8 protein-coding genes are annotated in these 12,071 nt (G+C 62.6%); 6 read left to right on the top strand and 2 right to left on the bottom strand.

Annotated features, from left to right (window positions below):
- Window positions 1–45: 45 nt before the first annotated feature.
- Window positions 46–1,254, top strand: a complete 1,209-nt coding sequence (locus tag AC3WP7_RS14820) for an acyl-CoA dehydrogenase (RefSeq protein ID WP_102591753.1) — start codon at window positions 46–48, stop codon at window positions 1,252–1,254.
- 142 nt (window positions 1,255–1,396) lie between these two features.
- Here AC3WP7_RS14820 and AC3WP7_RS14815 read toward each other — a convergent pair whose 3' ends face one another.
- Window positions 1,397–2,728, bottom strand: coding sequence for a substrate-binding domain-containing protein (locus tag AC3WP7_RS14815; protein ID WP_102591754.1), 1,332 nt, complete (start codon window positions 2,726–2,728; stop codon window positions 1,397–1,399).
- Window positions 2,729–2,848: 120 nt separating this feature from the next.
- Complete coding sequence (xthA, locus tag AC3WP7_RS14810; RefSeq protein WP_093124042.1) at window positions 2,849–3,661, bottom strand: exodeoxyribonuclease III; 813 nt, start codon at window positions 3,659–3,661, stop codon at window positions 2,849–2,851.
- Window positions 3,662–3,829: 168 nt separating this feature from the next.
- Between xthA and AC3WP7_RS14805 the strand changes: the two genes are divergently transcribed.
- From AC3WP7_RS14805 to AC3WP7_RS14785, 5 genes are all read left to right on the top strand, one after another.
- Window positions 3,830–4,480 (top strand): GNAT family N-acetyltransferase, encoded by a 651-nt coding sequence (locus AC3WP7_RS14805; protein WP_071491988.1) that lies wholly within the window; start codon window positions 3,830–3,832, stop codon window positions 4,478–4,480.
- Window positions 4,481–4,544: 64 nt separating this feature from the next.
- Window positions 4,545–6,272, top strand: coding sequence for an autotransporter assembly complex protein TamA (locus AC3WP7_RS14800; RefSeq protein WP_092244878.1), 1,728 nt, complete (start codon window positions 4,545–4,547; stop codon window positions 6,270–6,272).
- Window positions 6,272–9,943: a translocation/assembly module TamB domain-containing protein gene (locus AC3WP7_RS14795; RefSeq protein WP_102591755.1), complete on the top strand. Its 3,672-nt coding sequence runs from the start codon at window positions 6,272–6,274 to the stop codon at window positions 9,941–9,943. The genes AC3WP7_RS14800 and AC3WP7_RS14795 overlap by 1 nt, the downstream gene beginning before the upstream one ends.
- A 203-nt stretch (window positions 9,944–10,146) precedes the next feature.
- On the top strand, window positions 10,147–10,620 hold the full coding sequence (locus AC3WP7_RS14790) for a MarR family winged helix-turn-helix transcriptional regulator (protein WP_092244885.1): 474 nt from the start codon (window positions 10,147–10,149) through the stop codon (window positions 10,618–10,620).
- A complete protein-coding gene (locus tag AC3WP7_RS14785) occupies window positions 10,617–12,068 on the top strand; it encodes an efflux transporter outer membrane subunit (protein ID WP_102591756.1) in 1,452 nt (483 codons plus the stop codon). Before AC3WP7_RS14790 ends, AC3WP7_RS14785 begins: the two co-directional genes overlap by 4 nt.
- Window positions 12,069–12,071 lie beyond the last annotated feature (3 nt).

The raw sequence follows: 12,071 nt of genomic DNA, 5'->3' as shown, positions 1-12,071 counted from the left end.
ATCGATTGCATGACCTAAACAACCTCTCAGAGAAGGGAGCTGCTCATGGATTTCGCCTATTCGCCCAAGGTTCAGGAACTGCGTGAACGCGTCACTGCGTTCATGGACGCTTACGTTTACCCGGCCGAGCCGGTGTTCGAACGCCAGGTCAGCGAAGGCGACCGCTGGCAGCCCACCGCAATCATGGAGGGGTTGAAAGCCAAGGCGAAGGCCGAAGGCCTGTGGAACCTGTTCCTGCCCGAATCCGAACTGGGCGCCGGCCTCACCAACCTCGAATACGCGCCACTGGCCGAAATCATGGGGCGCTCCCTGCTGGGCCCGGAGCCGTTCAACTGTTCCGCCCCCGACACCGGCAATATGGAAGTGCTGGTGCGCTACGCCAACGAAGAACAGAAGCAACGTTGGTTGGAGCCCTTGCTGCGCGGTGAGATCCGCTCAGCCTTCGCCATGACCGAGCCGGACGTAGCTTCCTCGGACGCCACCAACATGGCCGCCCGCGCCGAGCGCCAGGGCGACGAATGGGTGATCAACGGCAAGAAATGGTGGACCTCCGGGGCCTGCGATCCGCGCTGCAAGATCCTGATCTTCATGGGCCTGAGCAACCCGGATGCGCCACGCCACCAGCAGCACTCGATGATCCTGGTGCCAGTGGACACCCCGGGTGTGAAAATCGTGCGCCCGCTGCCGGTGTTCGGCTACGACGACGCGCCCCATGGTCACGCCGAGGTACTCTTCGACAACGTCCGTGTGCCCTATGAAAATGTCCTGCTCGGCGAAGGCCGGGGTTTCGAAATCGCCCAGGGCCGCCTCGGTCCAGGCCGTATCCACCACTGCATGCGCTCCATCGGCATGGCTGAGCGTGCGTTGGAGTTGATGTGCAAACGCTCCGTCAGCCGGACCGCGTTCGGCAAGCCGCTGGCCCGGTTGGGTGGCAATATCGACAAGATTGCCGACTCACGCATGGAGATCGACATGGCGCGCCTGCTGACCCTGAAGGCGGCGTACATGATGGACACCGTGGGCAACAAAGTGGCAAAGAGTGAAATCGCCCAGATCAAGGTGGTGGCGCCGAACGTGGCCTTGAAGGTGATCGACCGCGCAATCCAGATTCACGGCGGCGCCGGCGTTTCCAACGACTTCCCGCTGGCCTACATGTACGCCATGCAACGTACCTTGCGCCTGGCCGATGGCCCGGATGAAGTGCACCGGGCGGCCATCGGCAAGTTCGAGATTGGCAAGTACGTGCCTAAATAGCTGATGCGCAGCGGGCAGTAACACCGCGTCGCCTGCATCGGGGGCAAGCCCCCTCCCACATTTTGATCTGTGAACACATCCAAGTGTGGGAGGGGGCTTGCCCCCGATGAGGCCGGATCAGGCAATGAAGCTCCATCAGCCCTCAGTAAACCCAAACCTCCACCCGCCGATTCTTGATCCGGCCTTCATCCGCCGTATTCGCCGCCACCGGCATCTGCGCACCCAGCCCACGGATATCGCGCAGCACCACGGCGTTCTTCACCAACTCCCGACGCACCGCCATCGCCCGCAACTTTGACAGTAACGCGGCGCGCTGCGGGTCATCCTTGGCATCGCCAAAGCCCACCAGCGTCACCTGCTTATCCAGCTTGTCGTGGCTCTTCAGATACGCCACCACCCTTTGCAGATCCTGGCGCGCCTTGTTGTCCAGGCTGGCGCTGCCTTCTTCAAAGCGAAAATTCACCGTCAGGCGCTGGGCGTCGCGGGCGATACCCTGATAATCATCGGGCATCGACGGGCGCGGTTGCACGGCGATCGCCTGCACCTGCTGCGCAATAAACCCGTTTGCGGCCACAATCGCCTGGCCCTTGGCGCTCTGGGTAAAGTCCACCAGCGCCTTGGCCCACGGGTTATGCCCGGACGGCGGCAGGTAGAAAAACAACCGGCGTGACAGCGGGTAATCCTCGGTAGCAATCAGGCTGTTGAGCGCCAGCATGGGCTGTGAATCACCATCCACAATCGCCACGGCCTTGGCCTGGCGTACGTAGGGCAGGCCGATAAAGCCGATACCCTGCGGGTCGTGGCTGACCGCGTCGGACAGCTGCTCGCTGGACTCGAAACGCTTGGCACCCGAGGCAAGCGGCTTGCCACGCAGACGCAATACCAGTTCCTTGAACGTGTCGTAGGTGCCGGATTGATCATCCCGTGCGTACACATGAATGGGGCCGCCCACTCCACCCAGCGCCTCCCAGGTACTGACCTCACCATTGAAAATCTGTGCCAGTTGCTCGGTATTCAGTGTGTTCAACGGGTTCTGCGGGTGGAGGATGATCGCCAGGCCGTCGATGGCAATCACTTGTTCGGCTTCAGGGCTTTTCAGGTCGCCCAGGGGTTCAAGGTCGACCAGTTCACTGTCCTTGATCGGGCGAGACGAGGCGGCGAGATCGGCGCTGGTTTTTTTCAGCGCCGTGAACCCGGTGCTCGATCCGTGGGCCGCGACCTCGATGGTCACGGTCTTGCCTTGGCGCGTCTTGCCGATCACACGCTGTTCATTGACGCCTTCGCCCGGTTCGCTGTGCACCGCCTGCAAGCCCTGATGCTCCATCAGCCCCTTGGCCAGTGCCGGACCCAACGCCGCGCCAATGGTATTGGAGCCCTGGATACGCAGTGCCGGGCCTTGATCAGGAAGGGGCAGGGGAGCGGATACGGCGAAGAGGGGAAAAACGGTCAGCAGTAACAGAACGCGCAGCCTCATGCCGGCACCTTCTCAAGCCAAAGGGAGTGCCGCGAGAATAAGACAGGCAGGTTGCATAAATGTGACGGGTGCGCCGCAAGGCTGAATATGGGAGTGGCAGCCCACTCCCACTTTTTGCGATCAGCTCAGTTCCAGCCAGATCGGCGCATGGTCCGAAGGCTTCTCCAGCCCACGCAGCTCGTAATCCACCCCGGCATCCTTGACCCGCGAAAGCAGGCCATTGGAGGCCAGGATCACGTCAATGCGCAGCCCACGCTTGGGCTCGTCTTCAAAGCCCCGGCTGCGGTAGTCGAACCAGCTGAAGCGGTCGGCCACGTCCGGGTTGAGGTGGCGGAAGCTGTCCACCAGGCCCCAGTTTTTCAGGCGAGCCATCCATTCGCGCTCTTCCGGCAGGAAGCTGCATTTGCCGGTCTTGAGCCAACGCTTGGCGTTGTCGGCACCAATGCCGATGTCGCAGTCTTCCGGGGAAATGTTTACGTCGCCCATCACCACCAGCGCCTGGTCGTTGCTGAACTGGCTTTCCAGCAGTTGCTGCAGGTCTTCATAGAAGCGCTGCTTGGCCGGGAACTTGGTCGGGTGGTCGCGGCTTTCGCCCTGGGGGAAGTAGCCGTTCATGATGGTGACCGGGTGGCCGTTCGCGTCGGCGAAGGTGCCCCAGATAAAGCGACGCTGGGCGTCCTCTTCGTCACTGGCAAAGCCTTTGTGCACGCTCAGGGCTTCCTTGCGCGAGAGCAGCGCCACCCCGTAGTGGCCTTTTTGCCCGTGGTAGTACACGTGATAGCCAAGGGCCTGCACTTCGGCCAGCGGGAATTGATCATCGTGGACTTTGGTTTCCTGCAAACCGATCACGTCGGGCTGGTGCTTTTCAATCAGCGCCGCCAACTGATGAGGGCGGGCGCGCAGCCCGTTGATATTGAAGGAGACGATTTTCATGGTCGGCAGTCCAGTCTGGCAAAAGGGCGATGCTAGCGGACAAGTCGGACGGGGGCCAGCGTGGCGGTAGGGCACATGCACTGCTAATGTCTGGGAACGACTCGTGCTGTGTAGGTTCGTACCCATAAGAACGCTGCCTTTTGAGCCGCGCCCAGGGAGATTGACGGTATGCCGGACACTACAACTGCAATTGCTGAAATTCGCCTGCTCAACAGCGGTTACTCCCGCGAGGCCCGGTCCCTGTTGTACCAGGCCTATCGGCATGAGCCGACCTTCGCCTACATCTTCGAAGCCGAGCGCCCCGGTTATGAACAACGGGTGCGCGCCACCGTGCGCGAGTTGGTCAAGCAGCACTTCTTTCAGAAACTGCCGGCCATCGGCCTGTTCGTCAACGACCGGCTGATCGGCATCGCCCTGATCGCGCCACCGCAGCGGCGCCTGGGCATCACCGAAAGCTGGGCCTGGCAACTGCGCATGTGGCTGAGCACCGGCGTGCGCGGTACACGGCGTTACCTCGACTACCATCACGCGGTGCTGGCGTGCCTGCCCAGTGAGTCGGTACATGTACTGCCGTTGCTGGGCATTCACCCGCAGTTCCAGGGTAAGCATTACGGCGAGCAGTTGCTGGAAGCCGTGCACAATTGGTGTGCCGAAGACCCGCATTCATCCGGTGTGGTGCTGGACACTGGGAATTCACGTTACCTGGAGTTCTATAAGCGTCAGGGCTACGAGGAAATCGGTGAAGTAGCGGTAGGCCCGATCCTGGAACATGTGTTTTTCCATCCCAATCCGCAGTCGTTACATGCTGCAACGGCTTAATACAGAATTATTCAGATAAATCCGAGTTCAAAGAGTCTCCCTTGCTCGTGTAGCATCCGCGCCTATGAAGTTTCCAGGAAGATTTACCAGCGGCTTGATTCTGCTGTTCACAAGCTGCGGCGCGTTGGCGCAAAGCGAACTGGACGTGCGGATCAAGCCTTCGAACGACGCGTTGAAAGCCAACATCGAAGGCTATATCGGCGGGGTGGGCGATCGTGATGAAGAGGCCCTGCTGCGGTTCAGCCGTGGCGCCGAGGAGCAGGCGCGCAAAGCCGCCCAGGCCCTTGGCTTCTATCAGCCACAGATCGACAGTGAAGTGAAGGGCGGCAAGAACCCGCGCCTGATCCTCACCATCGACCCCGGCGAACCGGTGCATTTGCGCAACGTGACCATTCGGGTCGACGGCCCCGCCGCAGACCTCAAGACCTTTCGCGTGCCCGTCAGCAACGACCTCAAGGCCGGCGCTGTGCTCAACCACGGCCATTACGAAGACGCCAAGCGCTTGATCCAGAACCAGGCTTCGCGCTACGGCTTTTTCAGCGGGCGCTTCACAAGCCAGAAACTTGCGGTAGATCCGAAGGCCGGTGTCGCCGATATCGAACTCATCTACGACAGCGGCCCGCGCTACACATTGGGCAAAGTCAGCTTCGCCGGCGACACGCCGTTTGACGAAGAGCTGCTGCAACGCATGGTGCCGTTCAAAAGCGGCACGCCCTACGATTCCGAACTGATCGCCGAACTCAACCAGAACCTGCAAGCCAGTGGCTTTTTTGAAGGCGTGCGCGTGGACGCCGCCCCTGCCGCGTCGACCAATGACATCATCCCGGTGGCCGTGCGCCTGGAGACCCGCAAGCCGCGCACCATGGGGCTGGGCCTGGGGTTTTCCACTGACGTCGGCCCGCGTGGCAAAGCCAACTGGACCCGCCACTGGGTCAACCCCCAGGGCCACAGCTATGGTTGGGAAGCCGAGCTGTCGGCGCCGCGGCAGAACGTCGGCCTGTGGTACGACATACCGCTGGACCCACCGCTCACCGATAAACTGCGCTTTGCCGGCGGCTATCAGAACGAAGAAATCGCCAATACCGACACCCTGAGTAAATTGCTCACCGTGGGCCCCGAGTGGCACAGCAAGTTGCCCAGCGGCTGGACCCGGGTGATTTCGCTCAAGTATCAGCGTGAAGAATATCGCCTGGGCAATGACTCCGGCCTGAGCAACCTGGTGATGCCGGGCGTCAGCTATTCCTATCTGCGCAGCGACAACCGCATCGACCCGCACAACGGCTACCGTCTGCAATTCGACACCAAAGTCGCCAAGGAAGGGCTGGGCTCCGATACCAACCTGCTTTACGGCACCGCCATGGTCAAAGGCCTGACCACGCTGTGGGACAACCATCGCTTCCTGGCCCGTGCGCAGGTGGGCGGCAGTGCCACCAACGGCTACAAATCGGTGCCGCCATCGCTGCGTTTCTTTGCCGGTGGCGACCAGAGCGTACGGGGCTATGAGTACCAGACACTGTCGCCGGAGAACGACCGGGGCGATCGCATCGGTGGCCGCTACATGGTGGCCCTGAGCGCCGAGTATCAATATTCCATCGCCGAGAAATGGCGGATCGCGACCTTCGTCGACCAGGGCAACTCGTTCAACACCCTGGAAATGCCCAGCCTTAAAACCGGCGTTGGCGTCGGTATCCGCTGGGTGTCGCCGGTCGGCCCGATCCGCCTGGACCTGGCCCATGCCCTGGAAGACCCGGGCGGCATTCGATTGCACTTTTCCATGGGGCCTGAGCTGTGATGCGTGGTGTGAAAATAGCGGGGTTGGCCGTGGTGGCGAGCCTTGCCGTGTTGTTGCTGGCAGTGTGGGCGCTGCTGGGCACCCAGGCGGGCAGCCGCTGGGCCTTGGCCCGCGTGCCGGGTTTGAGTGTCGACAATTTCCAGGGGCATCTGGGCGGCCAATGGAGCGCCGACCATTTGCTGTGGCAGCAGGACAGCAGCCGTATCGAACTCCAGGCGCCCCAGCTGGATTGGTCGCCGGCCTGCCTGTTGCGCCTGACCTTGTGCATCGACCGCTTGGACGTGGAACAGGTCAGCCTGCAATTTCCACCGAGCACCGAAGAAAGCAGCGGCCCCATCGCACTGCCTGACTTGAAGCTACCCGTGGCCATCCAGTTGGGCGACGTTCGCGTCGGCAGCCTGCTGTTCAACGGCAGCGAAGAGCTCAAGGGCCTGCAACTGGCGGCGCATTGGACCGCCGCGGGCATGCAGATTGATTCGGTGCATTTGCAACGCGATGGCCTGGTGCTGGACCTTTCCGGCTTGCTGCAACCCACCGGTGACTGGCCGTTGAGCGCCAGCGGTAACCTTAGCCTGCCCTATGCGCCAGATGATGCACCCTGGACGGTGGCGCTCAAGGTTGAGGGCGACCTGCTCAAGACCCTCAGGCTTGACGCCGACAGCTTGGGCTATTTGCCGGCCAAGCTCACGGGAGAACTTCAACCCCTGGTGGAACACCTCCCAGCGCAATTACACATCACCGCCGACGGCTTCAAGCCTAGCGCCGAGCTGCCCGACACCCTGCAACTCAATCAACTCGACCTCACCGCCCAAGGTGATTTGAGCGGTGGCTACCAACTGCAGGGCAAAGCCGTGCTGCCGGCGGAAAAAGGCCCGGTGGACTTGCTGCTGCAAGGCAAGGTCGACGCCAAGGGGGCGCAGATCGCCGGCCTGGACCTGAATGCCGGTGACAAGCAAAGCCTCAAGCTCAGCGCCAATCTGGACTGGCAACAAGGCTTCAGCGCCGATGCCAAGGTCGACTGGCTGAACTTCCCCTGGCATCGCCTCTATCCGGTGATCGACGAGCCGCAAGTCACCCTGCGTACGTTCAATGGCGAGATTTCCTATAAAGACGGCAACTACCTGGGCAATCTCAAGGCCGACCTTGATGGCCCGGCGGGCAAGTTCAATGTGGTCACGCCGTTCAGTGGCGACCTCACGCAAATCTTCCTGCCCGAGCTGAAACTCACAGCCGGCCAGGGCAAGGCCGAGGGTCACCTGAACCTGCAATTTGCCGATGGCATTGCCTGGGACACTGCCCTCGACCTGTCGGCGCTGAACCCGGCGTACTGGGTCGCGGAACTGCCCGGCACCCTGGCCGGGCCGCTGCGCAGCAAGGGCGAGTTCAAGAACGAGCAACTCAAGCTCAATGCCGACCTCGACCTCAAGGGCCGCCTGCGCGGGCAAACCGCGGTGCTGGCGGCCAAGGCCGAAGGCGCGGGCGAGCAGTGGACCCTGGCCAACCTGGACATTCGCCTGGGCGACAACCGCATCAACGGCAGCGGCAGCCTGCAACAACGCCTGGCCGGGCAGATCGATATCAAGCTGGCGCGCCTGGCCCAGTTGTGGCCGCAGTTGCGCGGGCAGGTCAATGGCCGGCTCGACGTGGCCGGCAGCCTCAACGCGCCTCAGGGCAAACTCGCCCTCAAGGGCCAGCAACTGGCGTTTGCCGAGAACCGCCTGCAAAGCCTTACCCTCGATGCCAACCTGGATAACGCCCAGCGCGCCAAAATCGACCTCAAGGGTAGCGGTATCCAGGCCGGCGACACCCAGGTCGGCACCCTGACGGCCAGCGCCCAGGGCGATATCAAGCACCAGAAAGTCCAACTGGACCTGGCCGGCCCGTTGGTCAAGCTGGCCCTGGCATTGGACGGCAATCTCGACAAAGGCAATTGGCGCGGGCGCCTGGCCAGTGGTGATGTACAGGCCGGTGGCCAGGACTGGAAACTGCAGGCGCCGGCCAAGATCGAGCGCATGGCCGATGGCAAGCTCACCTTTGCCGCGCACTGCTGGGTGTCCGGCCCCGCCAGCCTGTGCGGCGAAGACCAGCGCCTGATGCCCGAGCCGAAGCTGCGCTACCACCTCAAGCAATTCCCCATCGACAGCCTGGCGGCGTTCCTGCCCAAGGATTTTGCCTGGCAGGGCAAGCTCAATGCCGACCTGCAACTGGACCTCCCGGACAGCGGCCCCAAAGGCGTGGTCTCGGTGGACGCCAGTGGCGGCACCCTGCGCGTCAAGGACAAGGACCAGTGGCTGGATTTCCCGTACGACACCTTGAAGCTCGAAACCACCCTCAACCCCAAGCGCATCGACACGCAGCTCAACTTCCGTGGCGGCAAGTTGGGTGAATTGATGGTGCAGGCGCAACTCAACCCGTTGCCGAAAAACAAACCGATCACCGGCAATTTCAACTTGGCCGGCCTTGACCTTTCCGTGGCGCGGCCGTTTGTGCCGATGGTGGAAACCCTTAGCGGCAAGCTCAATGGTAATGGCCGTATTTCCGGTGGTTTGCTGGCGCCCCAGGTCAACGGCAACGTCAACCTGGTGGGCGGCGAGATCTCCGGGCCGGAGCTGCCCATCAGCCTGGAAGGCCTGAATGTGCAGGCGCTGATTGCCGGCGAAAGCGTGCAGCTCAACGGCGCCTGGCACAGTGGCAAGGCCGGGCAGGGCAGCCTCAAGGGTCAGATCGACTGGGGCAAGGCGCTGGTGGTGGACCTCAGTTTGCAAGGCTCGCAGTTGCCGGTCACGGTCGAACCTTACGCCGTGCTGGAAGTGGCGCCCGACCTGAAAATCAGCCTGAAGAACGACAAGCTGGCCATCGCCGGCAACGTGCACATCCCACGTGGCGACATCACTGTGCGCGAGCTGCCGCCGTCGACGGTCAAGGTTTCCGATGACACGGTGATCATCGGCAGCCAGACCGAGGAGGGCAAACCACCGATGGCCATGGCGATGGATATCAACGTGGTGGTGGGCGAAGACAAGCTCAACTTCTCGGGCTTCGGCCTCACCGCCAAGGTCCAGGGCCAGGTGCACATCGGCGACAACCTCGACACCCGGGGCGAGCTATGGCTCAACGATGGCCGCTACCGCGCCTATGGCCAGAAGCTCGATGTGCGGCGTGCGCGGCTGTTGTTTGCCGGGCCGCTGGACCAGCCGTTCCTGGATATCGAAGCGATTCGCAAGACGGGCGATGTGGTCGCCGGTATCCGCCTCAGTGGCAGCGCGGAACAGCCCACCACGCAAATCTTCTCCGAACCGGCCATGAGCCAGGAACAGGCGCTGTCCTACCTGGTGCTGGGGCGTCCGCTGAGCACCAGCGGTGAAGACAACAACATGCTGGCCCAGGCTGCGCTGGGCCTGGGTTTGATGGGCAGTGCCGGGGTCACCTCGGACCTGGCGAAGAACCTGGGCATCCAGGACTTTGAACTCGACACCCAGGGCAGCGGCAATAACACCGCCGTGGTGGCCAGCGGCAAGATCACCGAGAAACTCAGCCTGCGGTATGGGGTAGGCGTGTTCGAACCGGCCAGCACCATTGCCTTGCGCTACCTGTTGAGCAAGAAGGTGTACCTGGAAGTGGCGAGCGGCGTGGCCAGCTCATTGGACATCTTCTACAAGCGCGATTTCTAAGCCACACAGGGACAAAAATGTGGGAGGGGGCTTGCCCCCGATAGCGGTGTTTCAGTCGGCTTCAAGTTGGCTAACCCCCCGCTGTCGGGGCAAGCCCCCTGCTACATTACCAAGCAAGCTAATAATTCCATTTGACATTCGCTGCCTAAGCAGTAACATCTTGTCATACATTCACTGCCTAGGCAGTAATAAGGTGACTTCCGATGCCCCACTTCACCCCTGACAGCTTTCGCAACTGCCACCTCGGCCTGCTCCTGGGCCGGGCGGCGCTGCTCAAGGATCGCATTATCGACACCCATATGGAGCCGTACGGCGTGACCGCCGCGCAGTTCAAGGTGTTGATCATCATCGCTCAGTTCGACGTGGATACCCCGGCGGAGCTGTGCCGCAACCTGTCCCTGGACAGCGGTTCCATGACCCGCATGCTCGACCGCCTGGAGCAGAAAGGCCTACTGGCACGCCAGCGTTCCGAGCAGGACCGGCGCCAGGTGCGGCTGGTGCTGACCGAAGACGGCCAGCGCCTGGCGGACATGCTGCCGCACATCGGTGCCCAGTCGATGAACGAATTGGCCGGCGCACTGGAGCCCGGCGAGTTGCAGACCCTGGAGCGGATCCTCAAGAAAATTCTGGTAGCTGCCGGTGACGCCATCGTCATCCAGCGGGTAGGTAAAGAATGAACACACGTGCACTCAGCCTGGTGCTGGTGGCCATGACCATGGCCGGTTGCGCCAACTACAGCGGCCTCGACACCCAAGGCAAACGCCTCGACGCCAGCACATTGCAAACCGGTAAAACCTTGAGCGGTGTGACCTTGTCGAGCGCTGCCTGGCCGACCGCTGACTGGTGGAAAAGCCTCGGCGACCCGCAACTCGACGGTCTGATCCAGGAAGCCCTGCAAAACAGCCCCGACATGCAAGTCGCCAGCGCCCGGGCCCACCAGGCCGAGGCTGCTGCCTATGCCGCCAACGCCGAGCGCATGCCGACCCTCGACGCCAGCGCCGGTGTCAGCCGCTCGCGCCTGGCAAAAGACCAGGACCCGCGCGGTGAAGGCGATGCTTATTCGACCGTGCGCAACATCGGCGCCAGCTTCAACTACACCTTCGACCTCTGGGGCGGCCAGCGGGCTGCCTGGGAAGCCGCGTTGGGTGAGGCGCGTGCTGCCCAGGTCGACCAGCAGGCCGCGCGCCTGACCCTGGCCGCCAACGTGGCCAAGGCCTACAGCGACCTGGGCCAGGCCCATATCGTGCGCGACCTGGCCAACGACGACCTCAAGCGCACCCGGCAGATGCTCGACCTGGGCAAGCGCCGGCTGAATTCGGGCATCGACAGCCAGTACCAGTACCAGCAGACCGAAAGCCTGGAAGCCAGCGCCCAGTCGCAACTGATCGACGCGGAAAAACAGCTGCAAAGCGCCAAGATCGCCCTGGCGGTGTTGCTCGGCAAAGGCCCGGACCGTGGCAATGAACTGGCCCGGCCCAATGTGCTGAAACCCAGCGCTGTCGCCGTGCCCTCGGTGCTGCCGGCCGAGCTGTTGGGCCGCCGCCCGGACCTGATCGCCGCGCGCTGGCGGGTCGAATCGGCGGGCCGGAACATCGATGCCAGCAAGACGCGCTTCTACCCTAACCTCAACCTGAGCGCGAGCGCCGGGGCCGAGTCGTTGCTGGGGGATGCGATGTTCGGGTCGGCCAGCCGCTTCTTCAACATTACGCCGACGATCTCGCTGCCGATCTTCGACGGCGGCCGCCTGCGTGCCGACCTCGATGCCCGCGACGCCGACTACGACCTGGCGGTGGCGCAGTACAACAAAACCCTGGTGCAAGCCCTGGGCGATATCGGCAACACCCTTTCGCAACTGCGCGACACCGGCCGGCAGATCCAGGCCCAGCAACATGCCGCGGACATTGCCCAGCAGTCCTACGACACCGGGGTGCAGCGCTACAGCTCCGGGATCGGTAACTACCTGGATGTGCTCAGCATCGAGCAGCAACTGCTGCAGGCCCAGCGTCAGCTGGCAACCCTGAATGCCGCGCAGATCGATCTGTCGATTCAACTGATGCAGGCCCTGGGCGGCGGCTACAGCGCCGACAACGTGGCAGCGACCACCCCCGCCACACGCACGGAATAATTT

Source organism: Pseudomonas sp. FW305-3-2-15-C-LB1, assembly GCF_058787615.1.
The sequence above is the reverse complement of the archived record's forward strand: the minus strand, read 5'-3'. Positions and strand labels throughout refer to the sequence as shown.

What these genes read in the sequence shown, in the direction of transcription:
- AC3WP7_RS14790 (WP_092244885.1), top strand. Translation starts at nt 10,147, where the DNA reads ATGCCCCACTTCACCCCTGACAGCTTTCGCAACTGCCACCTCGGCCTG.
- xthA (WP_093124042.1), bottom strand. Translation starts at nt 3,661, where the DNA reads ATGAAAATCGTCTCCTTCAATATCAACGGGCTGCGCGCCCGCCCTCAT.
- AC3WP7_RS14800 (WP_092244878.1), top strand. Translation starts at nt 4,545, where the DNA reads ATGAAGTTTCCAGGAAGATTTACCAGCGGCTTGATTCTGCTGTTCACA.
- AC3WP7_RS14795 (WP_102591755.1), top strand. Translation starts at nt 6,272, where the DNA reads ATGCGTGGTGTGAAAATAGCGGGGTTGGCCGTGGTGGCGAGCCTTGCC.
- AC3WP7_RS14785 (WP_102591756.1), top strand. Translation starts at nt 10,617, where the DNA reads ATGAACACACGTGCACTCAGCCTGGTGCTGGTGGCCATGACCATGGCC.
- AC3WP7_RS14815 (WP_102591754.1), bottom strand. Translation starts at nt 2,728, where the DNA reads ATGAGGCTGCGCGTTCTGTTACTGCTGACCGTTTTTCCCCTCTTCGCC.
- AC3WP7_RS14820 (WP_102591753.1), top strand. Translation starts at nt 46, where the DNA reads ATGGATTTCGCCTATTCGCCCAAGGTTCAGGAACTGCGTGAACGCGTC.
- AC3WP7_RS14805 (WP_071491988.1), top strand. Translation starts at nt 3,830, where the DNA reads ATGCCGGACACTACAACTGCAATTGCTGAAATTCGCCTGCTCAACAGC.